The following is a 22,378-nucleotide window of genomic DNA, read 5'->3' as shown; positions in this document are numbered from 1 at the left end:
GGTAGGCAGCACGCGGAACGGGGACAACTCACCTGTGGACAGCGGCAGACCCGATGCCCGAAACCCGGCTAGATTCGCGGCATTCCGATCAAAAGGGGTCACCGTTGCCTGCAACCGATCCGGGGCTGCGCCGGGTGTCGGTCCACTCCGGCACCACCGCCGCCGACGTGGCGCTGCCGGCCGGGATCCCCGTCGCCCTGCTGACCCCGTCGATCGTGGATCTGCTGGACGCCGGCGACGCCCGCATTGCCGGGCGCTACCACCTGTCGCTTCCCGGGTCCGCGGCCCTGGACCCGTCGAAGACACTGGCCCAGAGCGGAATCGCGGACGGTGACATCCTGCTGCTGAGCCGGCCGTCGGCCCCGCCCCCCGCCACTCGCCACCACGACGTCGCGGAGGCCGTGTCGGGGGCGCTGATCGTGGATTCCGGGGCCGGCGTGCGGCGCCGGACGGCGGCCCGGCTCGCCGGTGCGATCGCCGGGAACTGTCTGACCGCCGTCGGCGTACTGGCGTTGGCCACCAACGCTGTCGGCGCCCGCGACGCCCCGGCCACGGTGGGGGTGGCGACGGGCGCGGCCCTGGTCGCCCTGCTCTGCGCCGCCGTCGCCCAGCGCGTCTATCGGGACGCGGGTGCCGGGCTGGCGCTCAGCGCGATCGCCGCCGCGTTCGCCGCGGTTGCCGGGTTTCTGGCCGTGCCCGGCCGCCCGGGCGTCAGCCACCTGCTGCTGGCCGCGACCGCCGCGGCGGCCACCTGCGTATTGGCGGCGCGATCCGCGGGCCGCTTCGTGGTCGCATTGACCGCGGCGTCATGCGTCGCGACGGTCGTCGCAGTGGCGGCGTTGGCGGGTGTCCTCACCGCCGGCCCGCCGCACGCCATCGGCGCGGTATCGGCGCTGGTGTCGCTCGGCGCGCTCGGGTGCGCGGCGCGGATATCGGTCGTCTTGGCGGGCTTGTCGCCCCGGCTGCCGCCGACCCCGGACGCCGACGAGACGGCAGCGGATGAGGCCCGCGTCGCGGGCCAAACGCTTCGTGCCGACGCCTGGTTGTCGAGTCTGCTCGCGGGGTTTTCGTCGTCAGCGGCCGTCGGTGCCGCCGTCACCGTCGTGGCCGGAGCGCCGCGCCTGTCGTGCATGGCGTTCGGCGGCATCACCGGCGCCTTGTTGCTGCTGCGGGCACGCTGCGCCGACAGCAGGCGGATACCGGCGTTCGTCGTCACCGGGATGGCCGTCATCGGAACGACTTTCGGGGTCGCCGCCTTCGGCAGCCCCGGGCGCGGGCCGTGGGTAGCCGTGGCGACGGCAACGCTGGCGGCCGCGGCGATGTACCTCGGCTTCGCCGCCCCCGCGATATCGCTTCCGCCGCTTGCCCGCCGAACGGCCGAGGCGCTGGAGTGGCTGGCGCTGGCCGCACTGGTCCCGCTGACCTTTTGGATCTGTGGCCTGTATGGCACCGTCCGGGGATTGAGTGTCCCGTGAGGGCGCCACGCCGCGGCGCGTGCATCCTGTCGGTGTCGGCGTTGGTCGCGGTGTCGGTCACCGGAACGCCACCGGCGCATGCGGTTTCGCCGCCGCGGGTTGACGACCGGTGGTTACCGAAGCCCGCGCGCCCCGCCCCGCCGTGGCCCACGGTGCAACGCGAGACGTGCGCCACGATGACGACGGAATCGGCGCCCAACCGGCAGGCGGAACCCCGTGACCTGGCGCCGGTCTGGCGGCTCACCCGCGGCGCCGGACAACGCGTCGCGGTCATCGACACCGGTGTCTCGCGGCACCCCCTGCTACCCGAAGTGGTACCCGGCGGCGACTACGTGTCCGGCGGCGACGGCACCCAGGACTGCGACGCGCACGGCACCCTGGTGGCCGGGATCATCGCCGCGACAGCCGATTCGCCGACGGCCGGCTTGAGCGGGATGGCGCCCGAAGCCACCCTGATCGGCATTCGCCAGTCCAGCGGGAAGTTCTCCCCCGCCGCCGATCGGTCCCGCGCCGGCGTCGGCGACGTCGACACCATGGCGAAAGCCGTCCGCACCGCCGCCGATCTCGGCGCTTCGGTGATCAACATCTCCTCGGTCGCGTGCGTTCCGGTCGCGGCGGCGCTCGATGACCGCGCGCTGGGCGCCGCGCTGGCCTACGCCGTGGACGTCAAGAACGCCGTCGTCGTGGCCGCGGCCGGCAACACCGGCGGAGCCGGGCAGTGCCCACCCCAGCGGCCGGATGCCGGCTGGGAGAACGTCACGGTCGCGGTCAGCCCGGCATGGTACGACGACTATGTGCTGACGGTCGGTTCGGTGAATGCCGAAGGCGCGCCGTCGGCATTCACCCTTGCCGGCCCCTGGGTGGACGTCGCCGCCCCCGGCGAGGCGGTGACGCCGCTCGGCTCGCAACCGGTGTCGGGCACCAGTTATGCCACACCGGTGGTCAGCGGGCTGGCCGCACTGATCCGGTCGCGGTTCCCGGCGTTGACCGCACGCCAGGTGATGCGGCGCATCGAGTCGACGGCGCATCACCCGCCCGCCGGCTGGGATCCGCTGGTCGGCAGCGGCACCGTCGACGCGCTGGCGGCCGTCAGCACCGATGTCGGCTCCCCCGCGACCACGCCGCCCGCGGCGCCCGCGCCCATCACCCCGCCGGCGGCGGTTACGCCGCCGGATGCCCATGCGCGCAACACCGCGTTCCGCGGCGCCGCCGTCTGCCTCGCGGTACTGGGCATGGCGCTGGCCGCCGGGCTGGCCGGGAGCCGGCTACGGGGCCGCCGAGTCACGGGCGATTGACGCCTTCTCCCGGCTCAGCTCCGGTCCCGTCGGCAGCGCTCCGAGGACCGACCAGGGCGCAGGGTTGGGCTCGGGCAGGCCGAGGGCATGCGCGGCGTCGTCGTCGTGGATAGCGAACCGCACCCCGCTGTCGGTGATCAGGTAGCGCGTGCCGACGCGCACGTAGGCGCTCCGGCCGGGCGGCATATACACCGCGTCCAGTGCGGGGCCGTCGCCGTCGGCCTGTGACAACGTCAGCGGCGCCCGACCGGCCGGCAGCGGGAGCCCGGCGCCCCCGAGGAACGTGACGCCGGATTGGCCCGACGGCGCCGCCTGCCAGGAAACGCACAACACGGCCCCGGCATCCGACAGCGCCGGCGCCCGGTCGGGAAAACCGGCCACCGGCAGCGAGTCGGCGATCGGAGCCGCGCGGATGGCGTCGGGCGCCACGGTCACGACATCGGCGGCGCCCCGGGAGTCGGCGAAGCGCAACAGGTCGGCCGCCACCGCACCGATGCGCTGGACCCCGGCCGCCAACACCGCGTAATACTCGTCACCCCCGGCCCGCATGACGCGCAGCACACTGCCCACCGCAAATCCGGGCATCGCGGCCGCCTTATCGCCGGCGCCGCGAATCCGCGGAGGCCTGATCGGAGGCATCTCGGGAATCGCGTTCAGCAACGACGGCGAGACCGTCCGCGGCACGCGCCCCTCCAACCTGAGCGCGCGCACCACCGCGGCGTCGCTGACATCCACCACGGCACGCTGACCGTCGTAGAGCAGGTAGGCCGGCGAGCCCCCGGCGGGCGCGACCAGAAGGGCCTGCCCGGGACTCGGGCGACGAACCGTCGCCTCGTCGGGCCGGCCGACGATCACCGTGGTCGCGCCGGCACCGTCCGAGTCGCAGATCGTCCACGCCGATTCGTCCGCCGCCAACGGCCGGCCGACGAGCTCCGGTGCGCCGGGGATGCCCAGCAGCGGCCCCCGTTTGGCCCGCGCCAGATCCGCTTCGGGTACCCGCAGGGGGTTGGCCGCCGTCGCCGCGACCAGCCGCGCCGACGCCAGGTTCAGCACCGGGTGCCAGGTATCGCCGACGCGCACGTACAGCGCCCCGGAGTCCCGGCCCATCACCAGTTCGGCGCCGTCCAGCGTCACCCGTGGCCGCAGCATCGCGAGGAGCGCGGCTGCCGCCACGGCGATCACCGCCAGCACGCACCCGACCGTCAGCGCCGCGGCCGGTGCGCGCGAACCGGCGCCGAGGGTGTGGATGTTTCCGCCCAGCAACGCACATTCGACACGACGCAGCAGGAATCGGTAGCCGCTGACGTGCAGCCACATGGTCGGCCGACCCGGCACCGATCCCCTCCCTGCGCAGTCGTTGCGCACACGTTAAGGCGGCCGGCCGCGGGAGCGCTTAACTGATCCACAGGTCAGCGAAGTTTCAAACCCTGCCCAGGGTGGGTACAGTAGCGCCGTGTTTTCTCACCGCATGGGTCGCGGCATCGGGCTCGGGGCCTCTGCACTGGTCACTGCGTCTGGCCTGCTGTTATCCCCCGCGGCGGCGCCGATCGCGCACGCCTTCGACTGCCCGGACGTCGAGGTCATCTTCGCCCGCGGCACCAACGAGCCGCCCGGCCTGGGCCGGGTCGGCGATGCCTTCGTGGACTCGCTGCGCCAGCAGACCGGCCTGAACATCCTGCCCTACGGCGTCAACTACGCCGCCAGCAAACTGCAGCTGCACGGCGGCGACGGCGCCAACGACACCATCGACCGCGTCAAGAAGAGCGTGGAAACCTGCCCGAACACCAAGATCGTGCTGGGCGGCTACTCGCAGGGCGCGTCGGTGATGGACATCGTGGCCGGCGTCCCGATCGGCGGCATCAGCTGGGGCAACAAGCTGCCCGAGCAGTACGCCAACAACATCGCGGCCGTCGTCACGTTCGGTGACGTGGCCGACCGCGCCGGCGGCACGCTGCCCACCCAGAGCGCGCTGCTGGGCTCGAAGGCCGCCGACTACTGCAACCCCAATGACCCGATCTGCCACGCCGGCCCCGGTAACGAGTGGAGCGGGCACACCGAGGGCTACGTCCCCGTCTACACCACCCAGGCCGCGGCGTTCGTCGCTCAGAAGCTGGCCGGCTCGAGCCCGTCCAGCCCCGCGTTCGGGCCGCCGCTGGGCCCCGTTCCGAACCAGCCCGGCTCCACGCCGTCACCGGTGTACGGGCAGCAGACCCCGCCCGGGTCGCCGCCCTCGATCCACGGCGGAACGGCCCCCGGGCCCGCGGCACCCTCCGCACCCACCACGGTGACTCCGCAAGCACCTCTCGTCTGAATCGTTACCGGCGCGAGATCAACGCGCCCCTAACATCGTGGGGTGCGGCTCATTCCATTGACGCTGGGCGCCGGGCTGCTCGCCGGCGCCGCGATAGTGGTTGCTCCCCAACTGCTTCCGCAGGCCTTCGCCTCCTGCCCCGGCGTTGAGGTGGTGTTCGCCCGCGGAACCGACGAACCGCCCGGTGTCGGCAAGGTCGGCGGCGCCTTCGTCAACTCGCTGCGTCAGCAGACTTCCAAAAGCGTTGGAGCGTATGGGGTGAACTACCCGGCGAACAAGGACTTCCTGGCCGCTGCCGACGGCGCCAACGACGCCAGCAACCACATTCAGCAGATGGCCGGCAACTGCCCCGGCACCAAACTGGTGCTCGGCGGGTACTCCCAGGGTGCGGCCGTCGTCGACATCGTCACGGCAGCGCCGTTGCCCGGGCTGGGCTTTCGCCAGCCGCTGCCGCCCGCGGCCGCCGATCACGTCGCGGCCGTCGCGCTGTTCGGGAATCCGTCGAGCCGGGCGGGCGGGCTGATGAGCGCCCTGACCCCGGAGTTCGCCGGCAAGACCATCGACCTGTGCAATCCCGGGGACCCGATCTGCTCGGGCGGCACGCGGTGGGCGTCGCACCTGAGCTATGTGCCCGGATTGACCAATCAGGCCGCCAGGTTCGTCGCGAGCAAGGTCTAGCGGGTGCGCAGGTCCCGGGTGATCAGGTTGCGCGCCTCCAGCTGGTCGTCGGGCGGATAATCGACGCTCTGTAGCGTCAGCCCGTGCGCGGGCGCGGCCGCAAAATCGCTGGAACGGCTTGTGGCGGTGAGCAATTCGCGACACCACGACACCGGGCGGCGGTGCTCGCCCACGGCCAGCAGCGCCCCCACCAGCGAGCGCACCATCGACCAGCAGAACGCGTCGGCGGTGACATGCGCGGTGATCAGGTCACCGTCGCGCGACCAGTCCAGGCGCTGCAGGTCGCGGATGGTGGTGGCGTTCTCCCGGTGCCGGCAGAACCCGGCGAAGTCGTGCAGGCCCAGCAGTTCTCGCGACGCGGCGGCCATCGCGTCCACGTCCAGGGGCCGCGGCCAGGCGGTGACGTAGCGGGCCTGCTGCGGCTGCACACCGTAGGGTGCCGTCGACAACCGGTAGACGTAGTGGCGCCGCAGCGCCGAGAACCGCGCGTCGAAACCCGCTGGAGCGCGCGCGATGTCGAGCACCCGGACGTCGTTGGGCAAGAACCGGCCGAGCCGGCGCACCAGGGGCTCGAATTCCGACTCGCCCGCGCGCGACGAGCGCGGGTAGGCGTTCGGCAGCGCGTCCGGGGGCACGTCGACATGGGCCACCTGACCGGTGGCGTGCACGCCGGTGTCGGTGCGCCCGGCCGCCCGCAGCCGCATCGGCGTGCGGAAGACGGTGGTCAGCGCCTCGTCAAGCACACCGGCGACGGTGCGCTGACCGGACTGGGGCGCCCAGCCCGCGAACTCCGTTCCGTCGTAGGCGATGTCGAGCCGCAGACGGACGGCCTCGCTAACTCTCGTCAGCCTCGTCAGCCTCGTCAGCCTCGGCGGCCTTTTCGGCTTCGGCCCGCGCGGCGACGGCCTTGTCGGCCTTCTCCTCGGCCTTGGCCTGGGCTTCGGTGGCCTCGCCGGCCTCGGTCGCCTCGCCGGCCTCGGTCTCGGCCGGCTCGGTCACCTCGTCGGCCGTCGGGCCGACGGCTTCGTCGGGCTCGACCGCCGCCTGGGGGGCGGCCGCCGCGGCGACGGGCGCGTCTTTGGTTTCGGGGGACTTCTTGGAAGCCTTGACGCGACGCGCCCGGTCGGCCTCGGAGGTCACCGTCTTCTCCCGCACCAATTCGATGACCGCCATCGGGGCGTTGTCGCCCTTGCGCGGCTCGACCTTGATGATGCGGGTGTAGCCGCCGTTGCGGTCGGCGAAGAACGGCCCGATCTCCGCGAACAGGGCGTGCACCACGTCCTTGTCGCGGATCTTCTTGAGCACCTCTCGACGGTTGTGCAGCGTCCCCTTTTTCGCATGCGTGATCAGCTTTTCCGCATACGGCCGCAGGGCGCGCGCCTTGGGCTCGGTCGTCTTGATCCGGCCGTGCTCGAACAGCGACGTGGCCAGGTTGGCCAGCAGGGCCTTCTGGTGTGAAGACGACCCGCCGAGGCGGGGGCCCTTGGTGGGCTTGGGCATTGCACTATCTCCTCATCGGGGCCGGCCCCCGTATCAGGTAGGGCCGGGACGGACTTTCGTCAGTTGTGTCCGGTTCCTCAGCGGCCGCTGCACGGCCGCATCGTCACCGGACGGCCTTTTTACAGCTGTTCGGTTTCCGCGTAGTCCTGGTCGTCGTAGGCGCCCTCGGTGGACCACGTGCCGGTGGCCACGTCGTAGCCCGCGACCTGCGACGGGTCGAAGCTCGCCGGGCTGTCCTTGAGCGACAGGCCCAGCTGGTGCAGCTTGACCTTCACCTCGTCGATCGACTTCTGCCCGAAGTTGCGGATGTCGAGCAGGTCGGACTCGGTGCGGCTCACCAGCTCGCCGACGGTGTGCACGCCCTCGCGCTTGAGGCAGTTGTACGACCGCACCGTCAGGTCCAGGTCGTCGATCGGCAGCGCGAACGAGGCGATGTGGTCGGCCTCGGCCGGCGACGGCCCGATCTCGATGCCCTCGGCCTCGACGTTGAGTTCCCGTGCCAGGCCGAACAATTCGACCAGGGTCTTGCCGGCCGACGCCAGCGCGTCACGCGGGGTGATCGAGCTCTTGGTCTCGACGTCCAGGATCAGCTTGTCGAAGTCGGTGCGCTGCTCGACACGGGTCGCGTCGACCTTGTAGGTCACCTTGAGCACCGGCGAGTAGATGGAATCGACCGGGATGCGGCCGATTTCGGCGCCCGAGGCCCGGTTCTGCACCGCCGGCACGTAGCCGCGGCCACGCTCGACGACGAGCTCGACCTCGAGCTTGCCCTTGTCGTTCAGCGTCGCGATGTGCATGTCGGGGTTGTGCACGGTGACGCCGGCGGGCGGCACGATGTCCCCCGCGGTGACCGCGCCCGGGCCCTGCTTGCGCAGGTACATGGTGACCGGCTCGTCCTCCTCCGAGGACACCACCAGGCTCTTGAGGTTCAGGATGATCGCGGTGACGTCTTCCTTCACCCCGGCGACGGTGGTGAACTCGTGCAGCACGCCGTCGATGCGGATGCTGGTGACGGCCGCGCCGGGAATCGACGACAGCAGCGTCCGGCGCAGCGAATTGCCCAGGGTGTAGCCGAATCCGGGTTCCAGGGGCTCGATGACGAACTGCGAGCGGTTGTCGGAGAGGACTTCTTCCGACAGTGTGGGTCGCTGAGAGATCAGCATGGTGTTTCTTCTTCTCCTTCTCGGCACCCGCTATTTGATGCCGGTAAGACCTACGCCGGGTTCAGCGCAGGGGTCTTTACTTCGAGTAGAACTCGACGATCAGCTGCTCGGCGAGGGGCACGTCGATCTGCGCCCGCTCGGGCAGCTGGTGGACGAGGATGCGCTGACGCTCCCCCACCACCTGCAGCCAGCTCGGGATCGGGCGGTCGCCCGCCGTCTCCCGGGCGATCTGGAACGGCACCGTGTTCAGTGAGCCCTCCCGCACGTCGATGATGTCGTACTGCGACACCCGGTAGCTGGGCACATTGACGTGCACGCCGTTGACGCTGAAGTGGCCGTGGCTGACCAGCTGGCGGGCCATCCGGCGCGTGCGGGCGAGCCCGGCGCGGTAGACGACGTTGTCCAGCCGGCTCTCCAGGATGCGCAGCAGTTCCTCACCGGTCTTGCCGGGCTGGCGGGTTGCCTCTTCGTAGTAGCGGCGGAACTGCTTCTCCATCACGCCGTAGGTGAAGCGGGCCTTCTGCTTCTCCTGCAGCTGCTGCAGGTATTCGCTTTCCTTGATCCGCGCGCGGCCGTGCTGGCCGGGCGGGTAGGGACGCTTCTCGAAGGCCTGGTCGCCACCGATCAGGTCGGTGCGCAGCCGCCGCGACTTGCGGGTGATGGGTCCGGTGTAACGAGCCATGATTTCTTCCCTAGACCCTTCTGCGCTTGGGCGGACGGCAGCCGTTGTGCGGCTGGGGGGTGACGTCGGAGATCGCGCCGACCTCCAGGCCCGCGGCCTGCAGCGAGCGGATCGCCGTCTCCCGGCCCGAGCCCGGGCCCTTGACGAACACGTCGACCTTCTTCACGCCGTGCTCCTGCGCCTTGCGCGCGGCGTTCTCGGCGGCGAGCTGCGCGGCGAACGGGGTCGACTTGCGCGAGCCCTTGAAGCCGACGTGGCCCGACGACGCCCAGGCGATGACGTTGCCCTGCGGGTCGGTGATGCTCACGATCGTGTTGTTGAACGTGCTCTTGATGTGCGCGGCGCCGTGCGGGATGTTCTTCTTTTCCCGCTTGCGGGTCTTCTGCCCCTTCTTGGGCGCAGAGGCTGCCTTCTTGGCTGGTGGCATGGGCGGTTACCTGGCCTTCTTCTTGCCTGCGATGGTGCGCTTGGGGCCCTTGCGGGTGCGCGCATTGGTCTTGGTCCGCTGGCCGCGCACCGGCAGGCCGCGGCGGTGCCGCAGGCCCTGGTAGCAGCCGATCTCGATCTTGCGGCGAATGTCGGCCTGCACCTCGCGGCGCAGGTCACCCTCAACCTTCAGATTCGCTTCGATGTAGTCACGCAAGTGGGTCAGCTGGTCGTCGGTCAGGTCCCTGGTGCGCAGGTCCTTGTCGATCCCCGTCGCTGCCAGGATCTCGTTCGACCGGGTGCGGCCGACGCCGAAGATGTAGGTCAGCGCGATCTCCATCCGCTTGTCGCGCGGAAGATCGACGCCTACTAATCGAGCCATAGGTGGCGTTTCCTCTTTTTTCTAGGCGGAGGTCTGTTCCCAGCCCGTTCCCGCTCCCAGTTGAGGGCGGGGCCCGGCCTCCGTCCGGGCGTGGATGAACTGGCCTATCTCTAAAGATGCGAGCCGTTCAGTGGTGCTGGGAGGTCTGCATTCAGTTGTGCGGCAAGCGCTGGGGTTGGGTTGTCCGGCTCCTCCTCAGGCCGTTTCACGGCCTGCATCGTCACCGGACAGGGTCTAGCCCTGGCGCTGCTTGTGGCGCGGATCGGAGCAGATCACCATGACCCGCCCATGCCGACGGATCACCCTGCACTTGTCACAGATTGGCTTGACGCTCGGGTTCACCTTCACGGCTGTTCGATCCTGTTCTTCTCGTGATCCAAATTCGGGCTGTTACTTGTACCGGTACACGATGCGGCCCCGGGACAGGTCGTAGGGAGACAGCTCCACCACCACCCGGTCCTCGGGCAGGATGCGGATGTAGTGCTGCCGCATCTTGCCGCTGATGTGGGCGAGCACCTTGTGACCGTTCTCCAGCTCAATGCGGAACATCGCATTGGGCAGAGGCTCGACCACGCGGCCCTCAACCTCTATGGCACCGTCCTTCTTGGCCATAACTGTTCAGCAATCCTCGTCTTTGGTTTCGTATCCTTGATGTGCGCCCATTCCGGCGCAGCATTCGCCCGACTAGAAACGTGAGCCAAGGGCAGGAAATTCCAGGGAATTCCTAAGACAGGGCACGCAAAAAGTCGGCGCGGATGACGCACCGTTGTCCCACGATACCCGGTCCGGGGCCCTGACCCAAAATCGCCGACGGCGAAATCGGGCCGGCCATCCAGCCGCCGCCTCGACCTGCCGCGAGGGCCCTGACGAGGGCATACTTGAACCCGATGACGAGCCCCGCGAGCCCCGCAGCCCCCTCCCCCCAGCCTCGCAAGCCGGTCCTGCTGACTGTCGACGACGATCCCTCGGTCTCGCGTGCGGTCGCCCGCGATCTGCGCCGTCAATACGGTGACCGGCACCGCATCGTGCGGGCCGACTCCGGACCCGACGCCCTGGAGACGCTCAAGGAGCTCAAGTTGCGGGGCGAGACCGTCGCGGTGCTGATCGCCGACTACCGGATGCCGCAGATGAGCGGCATCGAATTCCTCGAGCAGGCGATGGACCTGTACCCGGCGGCGCGCCGCGTGCTGCTCACCGCCTACGCCGACACGCACGCCGCAATCGACGCGATCAACGTCGTCGACCTGGACCACTACCTGCTCAAGCCGTGGGACCCGCCGCAGGAGAAGTTCTATCCCGTCATCGACGGACTGCTGGAGGCCTGGCGGGCGGCGCCGGAACACCCGGTCCCACACACCAAGGTGATCGGGCACCGCTGGTCGGAGCGGTCCTGGCAGGTGCGCGACTTCCTGGCCCGCAACGGCCTGCACTACTCGTGGTTCATGGCCGACGACCCCGACGGCCAGCGGTTGCTCAAGGCCGCGGGTGAGGACGGCCTGCGGCTGCCCGTCATCGTCACCGAACGCGGCGACACCCTGGTCGAACCCACCGACGCGCAGCTGGCCGACACCCTGGGCCTGAGCACCACGCCGTCACAGGAGTTCTACGACCTCGTCGTCGTCGGCGGCGGGCCGGCGGGCCTGGCCGCCGCCGTGTACGGCGCGTCGGAGGGGCTGCGCACGGTGCTCATCGAACGCACGGCGACGGGCGGTCAGGCGGGCCAGAGCTCACGGATCGAGAACTACCTGGGCTTCCCCGACGGGGTGTCGGGCGGCCAGCTGGCCGACCGGGCGCGGCGGCAGGCCGAGAAGTTCGGGGCCGAGCTGATCACCGCCCGCACCGCGACGGCGCTGGAGGTCAACGGCCCCAAGCGCACCGTGCGGTTCGCCGACGGCGGCTCGATCGACGCGCACGCGGTCATCCTGGCCACCGGCGTCGCCTACCGCCAGCTGCCGGCGGAGGGCTGCAGCGACCTGACCGGCCGCGGCGTCTACTACGGGGCGGCCGTCTCGATCGCGTCGGACTGCGCGGGCGAAGAGGTCTACGTCGTCGGCGGGGCCAATTCCGCCGGCCAGGCCGCGATGTACCTGTCCCGTGCGGCCAAGTCGGTGACCATCGTGGTGCGTGCCCCCTCGCTGGACGCCTCGATGTCCTACTACCTCATCCAGCAGATCAAGCAGCGGCCCAACATCACCGTGCGCACCTGCACCGAGGTGCATCGCGCCGTCGGCGACGACCACCTGGAGCGGCTCACCCTGGTCGACAACCGGACCGGGGACACCGAGGAGGTCACCTGCGCGCGGATGTTCATCTTCATCGGCGCCGCCCCACGCACCGAATGGCTGGACGGGGTGCTCGCCCGCGACAGCCACGGCTTCGTCCTGACCGGACCGGACCTGCGCAACGTGTGCGGGTGGACGCTGGACCGGCCGCCCCACCACCTCGAGACCAGCGTGCCGGGGGTGTTCGCCACCGGCGACGTGCGGGCCGAGTCCGCCAAGCGCGTCGCGGCCGCGGTCGGCGAGGGGTCGATGGCCGTGATGCTGGTGCACCGCTACCTGGCCGAGTCGTGACGGCATGACGACCCGAGTGCCGTGCGAGCCCGACGAGCTGCGCACCCTGTTCCTGTTCGAGGCGCTCACCGACGAGCAGCTGGCCGTGTTGTGCGCCAACGGGCACGTCGAGGACTATCCACCGGGCCCGATCTGTGTCGAGGGCGAGCCGGCGACCTGCCTGTACGTCCTCCTCGACGGCGAGCTGTCGATGGCCAAGTTGTCGGGCGGCCAGGAGATCGAGACCAATCGGACGTCGCAGCGCGGGGTGTATTGCGGCGCGTGGCGGGCGTTCACCGGCCAGCTGCAGCAGCAGAGCTACGACGCGTCGGTGTACGTCACCAAGCCGTCGCGCTTCTTCGTGCTCGACGCGCCGGCGTTCGCCCGGTTCATGAAGGACCAGTTCCCGATGGCGGTCCACCTGCTCGACGGGATGGCGGTCGGACAGGAGCGCACCCGCCGGATCATCGACAACCGCGAGAAGCTGCTGGCGCTGGGCCAGCTGTCCGCCGGGCTGACCCACCAGCTGAACAACCCCGCCGCGGCCACCGTCCGAGCGGCTTCGGAGCTGCGGCAGCGAGTCGCCGGCATGCGCCAGAAACTCGCGATGCTCGCCGACGGGACCGTCAGCCCGGAGGCCCTGCGGGCGCTGGTGCGCCTGCAAGAGGAGGTTGCGGCCCAGGTCGCCAAGGCGGCCTCGGCGAACATGAGCGCGATCGAGACCGCCGACGCCGAAGACGCCGTCGGCGAATGGCTCGACGGCCACGGCATCGAGGGTGGTTGGGACATCGCGCCCACCTTCGTCGAGGGCGGCATCGACACCGATTGGCTGGAGCGCATCGCCGCGGCCACCGAGGAGCTCGGTGCGTCGGCGTCGCTGCAGAAAGCCATCGGCTGGTTGACGTACACCGTCGAGAGCGAGCTGCTGCTGAACCAGATCCTGGAGGCGAGCAAGCGGATTTCGGCGCTGGTCGCCGACGCCAAGCAGTATTCGCAGATGGACCGGGCCCCCTTCCAGGTGGCCGACGTCCACGAACTGCTGCGCAGCACGCTGGTGATGTTCGCCGACCGGCTGGGCAAAGACACCGGCGTCCAGGTGGTCAAGGAATTGGACCGCTCACTTCCCGAAATCCCTTGCTATCCGGGCGATCTCAACCAGGTTTGGACCAACATCATCGACAACGCCATCGCCGCGATGGGCGAGGCGGGCGGCACGCTGACCATCCGCACCGCCCGGGAAGGCGAGAACATGGTCCGCGTCGAGATCTGCGACACCGGCCCGGGGGTGCCCGACGAGGTGCGCGAGCGCATCTTCGAGCCGTTCTTCACCACCAAGCCGTTCGGGGAGGGCACCGGCCTGGGGCTGGACCTGGCGTTCAACATCGTCGTCAAGAAGCACCGCGGGGATCTGCGGGTGGAGTCCAAGCCCGGTGACACCCGATTCGTCGTGCTGCTGCCGCTGGAGGCCCCGCCGATCGTGGACATGGAGCCTGCGGAATAGGGCACCCGCTGTGCCGGTTGGGAACAACCATGACCGATGCAGCGAGCAAGCCCGATCTCGGCCGGTTCGGAGTTTTCGGACGCGGCGTCACACCTGCGCAAGCCAAAGACATCGAAGCCCTGGGCTACGGGGCCGTCTGGGTGGGCGGTTCACCGCCGGCCGAGCTGGCCTGGGTCGAGCCCCTGCTCGAAGCGACGACCACCCTGCAGGTGGCCACCGGAATCGTCAACATCTGGACCGCGGCCGCCGAGCCCGTGGCGCAATCGTTTCGCCGCATCGACAAGGCCTACCCCGGACGCTTCCTGCTCGGCATCGGCGTCGGCCATCCCGAGGCGCACACCGAATACCGCAAGCCGTACGACGCGCTGGCCGAGTACCTACAGCAGCTCGACGAGTACGGGGTGCCCGCGAACCGCCGGGTGGTGGCCGCGCTCGGTCCCCGCGTGCTCAAGCTGTCGGCCGAGCGCGCCGCCGGGGCGCACCCGTACCTCACCACCCCCGAGCACACCGCGGGGGCCCGCGAGCTGATCGGCCCGTCGGCCTTCCTGGCGCCCGAACACAAGGCGGTGCTGACCACCGACGCCGCGAAGGCCCGTACGGTGGGCCGCAGGGCACTCGACATCTATTTCCAGCTCGCCAACTACCGCAACAACTGGAAGCGGCTCGGCTTCACCGACGAGGAGGTGACGAAGCCGGGCAGCGACCGTCTGGTCGATGCGGTGGTCGCCTACGGCACGCCGGAAGCGATCGCGGCCCGGCTGAAGGAGCACCTCGACGCGGGCGCCGACCACGTGCCCGTGCAGGTCCTGACGCGGGATGACAACCTGGTGCCGGCGCTGGCCCAATTGGCGGGGCCGCTCGGACTGGGCTAACAGACGCAGAGGGGGACTTTCGATGACCGAGTCAGTAGCACTCAAACCCGACCTGGGCCGGTTCGGCGTATGGCTGCCGACCCGCTCCATCACCCCCGAGCTGGCGGCACACATCGAGTCGCTGGGCTACGGCGCCGCCTGGATCGGCGGTTCACCGGATGCCGAGCTGTCCTGGGTGGAACCGGCCCTGGCGCAGACGACGTCGTTGCAGCTGGCCACCGGGATCGTCAACATCTGGACCGCGCCCGCCAAGCCGGTGGCCGAATCCTTCCAGCGCATCGAAAGCGCTTATCCGGGAAGGTTTTTGCTGGGCGTCGGCGTCGGGCATCCCGAGCATACGCAGGAATACGTCAAGCCGTACGACGCGCTGGTCGCCTACCTCGACGAGCTCGACGCGGCGGTGGTGCCGACCAGCCGCCGGGTGCTCGCGGCGCTCGGGCCGCGCGTGTTGCGGCTGGCGGCGCAGCGCAGCGCCGGCGCACACCCGTACCTGACCACCCCGCAGCACACGGCCAAGGCGCGCGAGCAGCTGGGCGGGTCGGTGTTCCTGGCGCCGGAACACAAGGTCGTCCTCAGCACCGATGCCGAGCAGGCCCGCGCGATCGGCCGCCAGACGGTCGAGTTCTACCTGGGCCTGAGCAACTATGTGAACAACTGGCTGCGGCTGGGCTTCACCGAAGCCGACGTCCGCAAGCCGGGCAGCGACAGGCTGATCGACGCGGTGGTCGCGTACGGCACCCCCGAGGCGATCGCGCAGCGACTCCGCGAACACCTCGACGCCGGGGCCGATCACGTGGCCGTCCAGGTGCTGGGCAGCCAGGACGAGGACGCGCTGGTCTCGACGCTGGCCGAATTGGCCGGGCCGCTGGGGCTGACTCCCACAAGCTGACCGGCCCGCTCGGTTAGGGTTTGAGCATGCGGCTACTGGTCACCGGCGGCGCTGGCTTCATCGGCGCGAATTTCGTGCACAGCACCGTCCGCGAGCACCCGGAGGATTCCGTGACGGTGCTCGACGCCCTGACCTACGCGGGCCGGCGGGAGTCGCTGGCCGACGTCGAGGACGCCATCCGGCTGGTGGTGGGCGACATCTGCGACGCCGAGCTGGTTTCGCGGCTGGTCGCCGAGTCCGACGCGGTGGTGCACTTCGCCGCCGAAAGCCACGTGGACAACGCGTTGGACGACCCGGGGCCGTTCCTGCACACCAACGTGGTCGGGACGTTCACCATCCTGGAGGCGGTGCGGCGCCACAGTGTGCGGCTGCACCACATTTCGACCGACGAGGTCTACGGCGACCTGGAGCTCGACGACCCCCACCGGTTCACCGAGTCGACGCCGTACAACCCGTCGAGCCCCTACTCGGCGACCAAAGCCGCCGCCGACATGCTGGTCCGGGCCTGGGTGCGGTCCTACGGCGTGCGCGCGACGATTTCGAACTGCTCCAACAATTACGGGCCCTACCAGCACGTCGAGAAGTTCATTCCGCGCCAGATCACCAACGTGCTCACCGGCCGGCGGTGCAAGCTGTACGGCAGCGGCGCCAACGTCCGCGACTGGATCCATGTCGACGACCACAACAGCGCTGTGCGCCGGATCCTGGAAAAGGGCGAGATCGGCCGCACGTACCTGATCAGCTCCGAGGGCGAGCGCGACAACCTCAGCGTGCTGCGCACCGTGCTGACGATGATGGGCCGCGACCCCGACGACTTCGACCACGTGACCGACCGAGTCGGTCACGACCTGCGCTACGCCATCGACCCGTCGCTGTTGTACGACGAACTGTGTTGGGCGCCAAAGCATACCGATTTCGAGGAGGGCTTGAGCGCCACCATCGACTGGTATCGTGCCAACGAATCGTGGTGGCGCCCTTTGAAGGACGCCGCGGAAGCCCGTTACGAAGAGCGTGGTCAGTGAGATGAAGGTTCGCGAACTCGCCATCCCCGGCGCATGGGAGATCACCCCCACCATTCACGGCGATTCCCGTGGCCTGTTCTTCGAATGGCTTACCGACCACGGGTTCACCGAATTCGCAGGTCACCGCCTGGATGTTCGGCAGGCGAACTGTTCGGTTTCGTCGGCCGGTGTGTTGCGCGGCTTGCATTTCGCTCAGCTGCCCCCGAGCCAGGCCAAATATGTGACCTGCGTGCGCGGCTCGGTGTTCGACGTCGTGGTGGACATCCGCGAGGGTTCGCCGACGTTCGGCCAGTGGGATTCGGTGCTGCTCGACGACAAGGACCGCAGGACGATTTACCTGTCCGAAGGCCTGGGGCACGGCTTCCTTGCCCTGCAGGACGATTCGACGGTGATGTATCTGTGCTCGGCCGAATACAGCCCGCAGCGCGAGCACACCATTTGCGCGACCGATCCGGCGATCGGGGTGGACTGGCCGCTGGTGAACGGCGTCGCCCCCAGTCTTTCCGACCGCGATGCCGCGGCCCCCAGCCTCGAAGAAGTGCGCGCCGCTGGGCTTTTGCCCAGCTGGGAAGAGACGCAGCACTTCATCGCGGAATTGCGTCACCGATAAGTACCAGACCGCGCAATTCCGCCGAACGCGACGGCCGTTATCCCACAACGCACTTGGCGCCTAATCGCGGACAAAAATGTATTCAACAGTCGACCAGCTCCATTAGCTGTTGAGGGTCCAGCACGTATTTGCCATTGCGCGATACCTCAGCTACCGTGAACCAGCTCATTTTGGTGCATGGTCGCGATACGATACGCCGATAGGCCCTGTGCGGACTACGGGGGAGGCGGATGAAACTCGGGCAGGTCTTCGATCCGCGCAACAATGCACTGAACGCCTGGCGGCTGGCACTGGCGGGCGAGGTGATCTTTTGGCACACCTTCCCGATCAGGGGCCACCTTCCCAACATTCGGGCTGTTCTGCAGCTACTCCTATGCGGAGGGGTGGACGGGTTTTTCGCCATCTCGGGATTCCTGATCACCGCGAGTTGGCTCGGCAACCCGCGCCTGCGTGAGTATCTCGCCGCCCGCGCGCTGCGCATTCTGCCCGGGTTCTACGTCTGCCTGCTGGTGACCGCGTTCGTCTTCGCACCGCTCAGCGTGGCGATCCAGGGCGGCTCGCCCGGCAAGCTCGTCGCCTCGGGTGCGCCACTGGAGTTCGTTTTGATGAACAGCGCGATGGCGCTGATCAAATTCGATGTCGGCGGCACACCCACGGGGATTCCCAGCGCGGGCGTCTGGAACGCTTCCCTGTGGTCGCTGATCTGGGAAGTGATGTGCTATCTCATCGTGGCCGTCATCGGTGTCGTCGGGCTCGCCAACCGCCGGTGGGTTTCCCCGGTGTTCTTATTGCTGGCGACGGCCGGGGCGATGACGCTGCCGGGTCTGAAATTCCCCGACGTGATGACGCAACACGAGGGCGACGTCCGCACCGCCCTGTTTTTCCTGGCCTGCCGGACCGCCATCATGTTCGCGGCGGGTGCGCTCCTTTATCAATGGCGCGAGGTGATCCCCGCCCGCTGGTCGCTGGTGGCGGTGAGCGTGGTGATCGTCCTCGCGTCCGGCTTCCTGCCCGACTACCGGGTGGTCGGCGCCCTTCCCCTGGCCTACGCCGTGGTCGTCTCGGGCGCCCTGATCCGCAACAAGCACCTGCAGCTGCGGACGGACCTGTCCTACGGCATGTACATCTACGCGTACCCGACCCAGCAACTGCTGCTGGTCTGCGGGCTCGTCACGCTGAACCCGCTGCTGTTGACCGGCGTCACCGCCGCCGCCACGGTGCCGCTGGCCGCGGCGAGTTGGTTCTTGATCGAGAAGCCGGCGCGTCGCCTCAAATCCCGGTTCAGGAAAAACCTGCCCGCCCCACAGGACCAGTTCCAAGACCAAAGCCAGGGACAACCGGCGATGGTGCGACCGACCCACGAGGCCGCCGAATCCGCGCTCCCCCCGGAATTGCCGGGCACCGCCTAGCCTAGCCGGCGACAGCCAACCGCTCACACCGACGACCGCGGGCCGATACGATGACGCGGACAGTTCGATGGGGGACGACGGTCGGAGACGGATGAAGCTCGGACAGGTATTCGATCCGCGCAGTAATGCCCTGAACGCGCTGCGGTTAGCCCTCGCGTCCGAGGTGATGCTCTTCCACTCGTGGGCCATCACGGGACGCCAGCCGCCCGCAGCGATCAATCAGCTGTTCTTTTCCGTGGGTGTCGACGGCTTCTTCGCGATCTCCGGCTTCCTCATCACCAGGAGCTGGCTCACCGACCCGCGCGTGCGTGACTATCTCACCGCGCGGGCCCTGCGCATCCTGCCCGGCTACTACGTCTGCCTGCTGGCGACGGCGTTCGTCTTCGCGCCCATCAGTGTGCTGATCCAGGGCGGGTCGGCCCTCAAGCTGCTGGGCTCCATCGCGCCGATCGAGTACGTCCTGAAGAACAGCGCGGTGGCCTACCTGAAGCCGGACATCGCCGGCACATTGCATGACCTGCCCGGCGGACCCACGTGGAACGCTTCGCTGTGGTCTCTCATCTGGGAATTGCTGTGCTACCTCGCCGTTGTCCTCATCGGCGTCGTCGGGCTCGCCAACCGCCGGTGGGTTTCTCCCGTGCTGCTGGTGGTGGCCGTGTGTGCGGCGCTGTCGTTTCCGCCGCTGACCTTCCCCGGTACGTGGACCATCCCCCAACTCGCGGCGCGATCGGCCATCATGTTCGCCGCCGGAGCGGTGATGTATCAGTGGCGCGACGTCATTCCCGCCCGCTGGTCGCTGGTGGCGGTGTGCGCGGTGATCGTTGTTGCGGCCGGCTTCCTGCCCGATTACCGCGTCGTCGCCGCACTCCCGCTGGCGTACGTCGTCATCGTGACGGGTGCCCTGCTGCACCACAAGCGGCTGCGGTTGCGCACGGACCTGTCCTACGGCGTGTACATCTACGCGTATCCCACTCAGCAAATGCTGGCCGTCTGCGGGCTCGCGACTTTGACTCCGTTCGTGTTCTTCGGCGCCAGCGCCCTGGCCACGCTGCCGCTGGCCGCGGCCAGCTGGTTCGTCATCGAAAAGCCCGCAATGTCCCTGAAACGCCGGCTCAAGCAGAAATGGGGCGTACCCGCGCCCGCAGGCCCGGGCGGCGAACAACCCGACGACCTCGTCGCCGACCGGCCCGCTGGCCAGGCCCCGGGCGCCGCCTAGGCCCGGGCCAGTAGGGTCAAAACGTCAAAATTCCCGACGCGCCCGGCGGCGTGACATAGTATGCCGCGGACGGCTGCGGGGGCGACGTGGGCGGAGGCCAATGACCCTCGGGCAAGTGTTCGATCCGCGCAGGAACGCGCTCAACGCGCTGCGTTTGGCCTTGGCGGCCGAGGTGATGCTCTGGCACTGCTGGCCCGCGACCGGCCGCATACCACCCGCGCCGATCCTTCAGGTCTTCTTCTCGGCGGGAGTCGACGGTTTCTTCGCCATCTCGGGCTTCCTCATCACCAGGAGTTGGTTGACCGACCCGCGCGTGCGTGACTATCTCGCCGCGCGGGCCCTGCGCATCCTGCCCGGCTACTACGTCTGCCTGCTGGTGACGGCGTTCGTCTTCGCACCGCTCAGCGTGCTCATCCAGCGCGGCTCGGCGTGGCAGCTCCTGCGCTCCACGGCGCCCCTCGAGTACGTCCTGAAGAACATCGGCATGGCCTACCTCCATCACGACGTCGGCGGAACACCGCGCGGGATCCCGCATTCCGGCGTCTGGAACGCCTCGATGTGGTCGCTCATCTGGGAAGTGCTGTGCTACGTGGCCGTCGCCGGCATTGGCCTGGCCGGGCTGGCCAACCGCCGATGGGTGCCCGCGGCAATATTGGCGCTGGGGGTGGTCGCGGCCACGCAGCTGCCGCCGTTGACCTTCCCGGGCGTTTGGACCGCGCCGCAGCTCGCCGCCCGATCGGCCATCATGTTCGCGGCCGGCTCGCTGCTGTATCAATGGCGCGACGTTATTCCGGCCCGGTGGTCGTTGGTCGGGCTGAGCGTCGTGATCGTGTTCGCGGCCGGGCTGCTGCCGGATTACCGGATCGTCGCGGCCCTTCCGCTCGCCTATGCCGTCATCGTGTCGGGTGCCCTGCTGCGCCACAAGCGGCTGCGGTTGCGCACGGACCTGTCCTACGGCCTGTACATCTACGCGTTCCCCACTCAGCAGATGCTTGCCGTCTGGGGCCTCGCGGGCCTGAATCCGTTCCTGTTCTTCGTCTTCAGCGCCCTGGGCACGCTGCCGCTGGCCGCGCTGAGCTGGTTCGTGATCGAGAAGCCCTCGCTGTCCCTCAAGCGCCGACTCAAACAGAGATGGACCGCACCTTCGAATGAAGGTGATCGCGCTCCCGCATCGATGGCGGTTGAGACATGAACCTCGGACAGGCCTTCGACCCCCGGCAGAATGCGCTCAATGCCTGGCGGCTGACGTTGGCGACCTCAGTCATCGTCGGTCACTCGTTCATCCTCACGGGCCACGAATGGCCGGGCGCGCATTACATCGCCGACGCCGGGGTCGACGGCTTCTTCGCCGTCTCGGGCTTCCTCATCACCGCGAGCTGGCTTCGCCACCCGCACCTGCGGGATTATTCCGCGGCCCGAGCCCTGCGTATCCTTCCCGGCTACTACGTCTGCCTGGTCGTCACCGCGTTCGTCATCGCGCCGATCGGCGTGGCGATGCAGGGCGGCGCCGCGCTCAAACTGCTCCTGTCCACTGCGCCGTTCGAGTACGTCGCCATGAACAGCGCGGTGGTCCTGCTCAAGGCCGATGTCGGCGGGACGCCCCGGGGGATCCCCTATCCGGGGAGCTGGAACAGTTCGCTGTGGACATTGGCTTTCGAGCTGGCGTGTTATGCCGCGGTCGCCGCTATCGGCATGGCCCGGCTTGCCCACCGCCGGTGGGTCTCTCCCGTGATATTGGCGGTGGCAGTTGTCGGCGAGGCGTTATCGCCGCCCATCGCTTTGGGCCAGCCGTGGGCAGGCCAGTTCGCTTCGGTGGCCTCGCGCTTCGCCGTGATGTTCGCGGCGGGGGCGTTGCTCTACCAGTGGCGCGACAAGATCCCCGCCCGCTGGTGGCTCGTCGCCGTGAGCGCAGTCGTGGTCGCGTTGGGCGGCACCCTGCTTCCGCATTACCGGCTGCTGGGCGGGATTCCGCTCGCGTACGCCGTCATCGCCTCCGGTGCGCTGCTGCGGACCAAACGCCTGAGGCTACGCACGGACCTGTCCTATGGCGTGTACATCTACGCCTTCCCGATTCAGCAGTTGCTGGTGATCTGTTGGCCCGGCAAGCCGAATGGGGTCGCGCACGCGATCGTTGCGACGATCGCCACGCTGCCGTTGGCCGCGTTGAGCTGGTTCCTGGTCGAGAAGCCCGCCATGTCGCTGAAGTCTCGGCTGTTGCGGAAGTGGGCGGCCGAAGAGGAAGCCGTCGCTGCGACGGACCTCATCGCTGAAAAGCCGATCGACGAACTCCCCGAGCCCGCCTAGTGTCCTGAGTCATTAATTGCAATCTAGTTGTTAGACTGGGTTGTGCCGACGCCTCATGCCGCCGAGATCGTGCTGTCCGCTGGGGAGCGGG

23 protein-coding genes are annotated in these 22,378 nt (G+C 69.0%); 14 read left to right on the top strand and 9 right to left on the bottom strand.

Annotation, left to right across the window (positions count from 1 at the left end; genetic code table 11):
• Positions 1–53 precede the first annotated feature (53 nt).
• Together eccD and mycP are read left to right on the top strand one after the other, a co-directional pair.
• Positions 54–1,475 (top strand): type VII secretion integral membrane protein EccD, encoded by a 1,422-nt coding sequence (gene eccD / locus AWC03_RS18410; RefSeq protein ID WP_085242156.1) that lies wholly within the window; start codon positions 54–56, stop codon positions 1,473–1,475.
• 23 nt (positions 1,476–1,498) lie between these two features.
• A complete protein-coding gene (mycP, locus tag AWC03_RS18405) occupies positions 1,499–2,770 on the top strand; it encodes a type VII secretion-associated serine protease mycosin (protein WP_085242223.1) in 1,272 nt (423 codons plus the stop codon).
• On the opposite strand, the gene eccB is transcribed toward mycP, so the two are convergent.
• The gene (eccB, locus tag AWC03_RS18400) at positions 2,741–4,105 is read right to left on the bottom strand and encodes a type VII secretion protein EccB (protein ID WP_085242155.1); all 1,365 of its coding nucleotides are present in this window, start codon (positions 4,103–4,105) and stop codon (positions 2,741–2,743) included. The genes mycP and eccB overlap by 30 nt on opposite strands.
• Before the next feature lie 118 nt (positions 4,106–4,223).
• Between eccB and AWC03_RS18395 the strand changes: the two genes are divergently transcribed.
• Positions 4,224–5,081 carry a cutinase family protein gene (locus AWC03_RS18395; RefSeq protein ID WP_085242154.1) on the top strand — a complete coding sequence of 286 codons (858 nt, stop codon included), beginning with the start codon at positions 4,224–4,226 and terminating at the stop codon, positions 5,079–5,081.
• Between the two features lie 57 nt (positions 5,082–5,138).
• Complete coding sequence (locus AWC03_RS18390; protein WP_085242222.1) at positions 5,139–5,759, top strand: cutinase family protein; 621 nt, start codon at positions 5,139–5,141, stop codon at positions 5,757–5,759.
• Here the strand turns inward: AWC03_RS18390 and truA are convergent.
• From truA to infA, 8 genes are all read right to left on the bottom strand, one after another.
• Positions 5,756–6,625, bottom strand: a complete 870-nt coding sequence (gene truA, locus AWC03_RS18385) for a tRNA pseudouridine(38-40) synthase TruA (RefSeq protein ID WP_085242153.1) — start codon at positions 6,623–6,625, stop codon at positions 5,756–5,758. The genes AWC03_RS18390 and truA overlap by 4 nt on opposite strands.
• Complete coding sequence (rplQ, locus tag AWC03_RS18380) at positions 6,594–7,259, bottom strand: 50S ribosomal protein L17 (protein ID WP_085242152.1); 666 nt, start codon at positions 7,257–7,259, stop codon at positions 6,594–6,596. Before rplQ ends, truA begins: the two co-directional genes overlap by 32 nt.
• Before the next feature lie 119 nt (positions 7,260–7,378).
• Positions 7,379–8,422: a DNA-directed RNA polymerase subunit alpha gene (locus tag AWC03_RS18375; RefSeq protein ID WP_068059401.1), complete on the bottom strand. Its 1,044-nt coding sequence runs from the start codon at positions 8,420–8,422 to the stop codon at positions 7,379–7,381.
• Positions 8,423–8,498: 76 nt separating this feature from the next.
• Positions 8,499–9,104: a 30S ribosomal protein S4 gene (rpsD, locus tag AWC03_RS18370; RefSeq protein ID WP_085242151.1), complete on the bottom strand. Its 606-nt coding sequence runs from the start codon at positions 9,102–9,104 to the stop codon at positions 8,499–8,501.
• A 10-nt stretch (positions 9,105–9,114) separates the two neighbouring features.
• Complete coding sequence (rpsK, locus tag AWC03_RS18365; protein WP_007167901.1) at positions 9,115–9,531, bottom strand: 30S ribosomal protein S11; 417 nt, start codon at positions 9,529–9,531, stop codon at positions 9,115–9,117.
• Between the two features lie 6 nt (positions 9,532–9,537).
• On the bottom strand, positions 9,538–9,912 hold the full coding sequence (gene rpsM / locus AWC03_RS18360) for a 30S ribosomal protein S13 (protein ID WP_007167900.1): 375 nt from the start codon (positions 9,910–9,912) through the stop codon (positions 9,538–9,540).
• A gap of 234 nt (positions 9,913–10,146) precedes the next feature.
• Complete coding sequence (gene rpmJ / locus AWC03_RS18355) at positions 10,147–10,260, bottom strand: 50S ribosomal protein L36 (protein ID WP_003879483.1); 114 nt, start codon at positions 10,258–10,260, stop codon at positions 10,147–10,149.
• Positions 10,261–10,302: 42 nt separating this feature from the next.
• Complete coding sequence (gene infA / locus AWC03_RS18350) at positions 10,303–10,524, bottom strand: translation initiation factor IF-1 (protein WP_003418601.1); 222 nt, start codon at positions 10,522–10,524, stop codon at positions 10,303–10,305.
• Positions 10,525–10,799: 275 nt separating this feature from the next.
• Here infA and AWC03_RS18345 point away from each other — a divergent pair, with 275 nt between their 5' ends.
• From AWC03_RS18345 to AWC03_RS18300, 10 genes are all read left to right on the top strand, one after another.
• Positions 10,800–12,485 (top strand): NAD(P)/FAD-dependent oxidoreductase, encoded by a 1,686-nt coding sequence (locus AWC03_RS18345; RefSeq protein WP_085242150.1) that lies wholly within the window; start codon positions 10,800–10,802, stop codon positions 12,483–12,485.
• A gap of 4 nt (positions 12,486–12,489) precedes the next feature.
• Entirely contained in the window at positions 12,490–13,965 is a 1,476-nt protein-coding gene (locus AWC03_RS18340) for an ATP-binding protein (RefSeq protein WP_085242149.1), read from the top strand.
• A 29-nt stretch (positions 13,966–13,994) separates the two neighbouring features.
• A complete protein-coding gene (locus tag AWC03_RS18335) occupies positions 13,995–14,837 on the top strand; it encodes an LLM class F420-dependent oxidoreductase (RefSeq protein WP_085242148.1) in 843 nt (280 codons plus the stop codon).
• A gap of 22 nt (positions 14,838–14,859) precedes the next feature.
• The gene (locus AWC03_RS18330; RefSeq protein WP_085242147.1) at positions 14,860–15,726 is read left to right on the top strand and encodes an LLM class F420-dependent oxidoreductase; all 867 of its coding nucleotides are present in this window, start codon (positions 14,860–14,862) and stop codon (positions 15,724–15,726) included.
• Between the two features lie 26 nt (positions 15,727–15,752).
• Positions 15,753–16,748: a dTDP-glucose 4,6-dehydratase gene (gene rfbB / locus AWC03_RS18325; protein ID WP_085242146.1), complete on the top strand. Its 996-nt coding sequence runs from the start codon at positions 15,753–15,755 to the stop codon at positions 16,746–16,748.
• 1 nt (position 16,749) lies between these two features.
• On the top strand, positions 16,750–17,358 hold the full coding sequence (gene rfbC / locus AWC03_RS18320; protein WP_085242221.1) for a dTDP-4-dehydrorhamnose 3,5-epimerase: 609 nt from the start codon (positions 16,750–16,752) through the stop codon (positions 17,356–17,358).
• Positions 17,359–17,588: 230 nt separating this feature from the next.
• Positions 17,589–18,767, top strand: a complete 1,179-nt coding sequence (locus AWC03_RS18315) for an acyltransferase family protein (protein ID WP_085242145.1) — start codon at positions 17,589–17,591, stop codon at positions 18,765–18,767.
• Positions 18,768–18,858: 91 nt separating this feature from the next.
• Entirely contained in the window at positions 18,859–19,983 is a 1,125-nt protein-coding gene (locus AWC03_RS18310) for an acyltransferase family protein (protein ID WP_085242144.1), read from the top strand.
• A 100-nt stretch (positions 19,984–20,083) separates the two neighbouring features.
• A complete protein-coding gene (locus AWC03_RS18305; protein ID WP_085242143.1) occupies positions 20,084–21,175 on the top strand; it encodes an acyltransferase family protein in 1,092 nt (363 codons plus the stop codon).
• Positions 21,172–22,287, top strand: a complete 1,116-nt coding sequence (locus tag AWC03_RS18300) for an acyltransferase family protein (RefSeq protein ID WP_085242142.1) — start codon at positions 21,172–21,174, stop codon at positions 22,285–22,287. The genes AWC03_RS18305 and AWC03_RS18300 overlap by 4 nt, the downstream gene beginning before the upstream one ends.
• Positions 22,288–22,378: the final 91 nt, after the last annotated feature.

Source organism: Mycobacterium europaeum (assembly GCF_002102155.1).
Classification (GTDB): Bacteria; Actinomycetota; Actinomycetes; order Mycobacteriales; family Mycobacteriaceae; genus Mycobacterium; species Mycobacterium europaeum.
Note: the sequence above shows the minus strand (reverse complement) of the source record. Positions and strands in the feature narration are given on the sequence as shown.

Excerpts from the sequence above, each read along its gene's own strand:
- eccD (WP_085242156.1), top strand. The coding sequence starts at position 54 with ATGCCCGAAACCCGGCTAGATTCGCGGCATTCCGATCAAAAGGGGTCA.
- rplQ (WP_085242152.1), bottom strand. The coding sequence starts at position 7,259 with ATGCCCAAGCCCACCAAGGGCCCCCGCCTCGGCGGGTCGTCTTCACAC.
- AWC03_RS18375 (WP_068059401.1), bottom strand. The coding sequence starts at position 8,422 with ATGCTGATCTCTCAGCGACCCACACTGTCGGAAGAAGTCCTCTCCGAC.
- rpsD (WP_085242151.1), bottom strand. The coding sequence starts at position 9,104 with ATGGCTCGTTACACCGGACCCATCACCCGCAAGTCGCGGCGGCTGCGC.
- rpsK (WP_007167901.1), bottom strand. The coding sequence starts at position 9,531 with ATGCCACCAGCCAAGAAGGCAGCCTCTGCGCCCAAGAAGGGGCAGAAG.
- rpsM (WP_007167900.1), bottom strand. The coding sequence starts at position 9,912 with ATGGCTCGATTAGTAGGCGTCGATCTTCCGCGCGACAAGCGGATGGAG.
- infA (WP_003418601.1), bottom strand. The coding sequence starts at position 10,524 with ATGGCCAAGAAGGACGGTGCCATAGAGGTTGAGGGCCGCGTGGTCGAG.
- AWC03_RS18345 (WP_085242150.1), top strand. The coding sequence starts at position 10,800 with ATGACGAGCCCCGCGAGCCCCGCAGCCCCCTCCCCCCAGCCTCGCAAG.
- AWC03_RS18340 (WP_085242149.1), top strand. The coding sequence starts at position 12,490 with ATGACGACCCGAGTGCCGTGCGAGCCCGACGAGCTGCGCACCCTGTTC.
- AWC03_RS18335 (WP_085242148.1), top strand. The coding sequence starts at position 13,995 with ATGACCGATGCAGCGAGCAAGCCCGATCTCGGCCGGTTCGGAGTTTTC.
- AWC03_RS18330 (WP_085242147.1), top strand. The coding sequence starts at position 14,860 with ATGACCGAGTCAGTAGCACTCAAACCCGACCTGGGCCGGTTCGGCGTA.
- rfbB (WP_085242146.1), top strand. The coding sequence starts at position 15,753 with ATGCGGCTACTGGTCACCGGCGGCGCTGGCTTCATCGGCGCGAATTTC.
- rfbC (WP_085242221.1), top strand. The coding sequence starts at position 16,750 with ATGAAGGTTCGCGAACTCGCCATCCCCGGCGCATGGGAGATCACCCCC.
- AWC03_RS18315 (WP_085242145.1), top strand. The coding sequence starts at position 17,589 with ATGAAACTCGGGCAGGTCTTCGATCCGCGCAACAATGCACTGAACGCC.
- AWC03_RS18310 (WP_085242144.1), top strand. The coding sequence starts at position 18,859 with ATGAAGCTCGGACAGGTATTCGATCCGCGCAGTAATGCCCTGAACGCG.
- AWC03_RS18305 (WP_085242143.1), top strand. The coding sequence starts at position 20,084 with ATGACCCTCGGGCAAGTGTTCGATCCGCGCAGGAACGCGCTCAACGCG.
- AWC03_RS18300 (WP_085242142.1), top strand. The coding sequence starts at position 21,172 with ATGAACCTCGGACAGGCCTTCGACCCCCGGCAGAATGCGCTCAATGCC.